A 425-nucleotide genomic window follows, 5' to 3' on the forward strand; every position below is an offset into this window, starting at 1 on the left:
ATAAATCCAATCGGTATTTACCGATTGGATTTATTAAGAACAAATCAAATTAAGTTAAACGAAACTCCAGGAGCTTCCTATCAAGACAATGGTTTATGGTTTCAAATTTTTGCTCTTGCTAAAAGTATTTATTTTATTAATGAAGCATTTTATATGCTTAGAAGAGATAATCCTAATTCATCCGTAAAAAGCAAAGAAAAAGTATATTGTGCATGTGAAGAATATGATTTTATTCGAGATTTTTTAAAAAAACATCCTGATCTTGAAAAAACACTTGCTCCAATATGTGCTTTGCATCGTTTTGGAAATTATATGTTTACTTTAGAAAGAATCGATGAAAGATATAAGTTGGATTTTTTAAAAAGATTTTCGCAAGATTTTCGCAAGATTTTAAAAGATAAAGAGCTTGATGAGAATTTATTCGG

Annotated in this window: 1 pseudogene; it reads left to right on the top strand. The window is 27.8% G+C overall.

Annotated elements, in window-relative coordinates:
• Positions 1–425: pseudogene (locus ELQ04_RS08810) on the top strand (hypothetical protein); the annotation flags it as partial.

This window comes from Campylobacter sp. CH278 (genome assembly GCF_004378845.1).
Lineage (GTDB): Bacteria > Campylobacterota > Campylobacteria > Campylobacterales > Campylobacteraceae > Campylobacter_D > Campylobacter_D jejuni.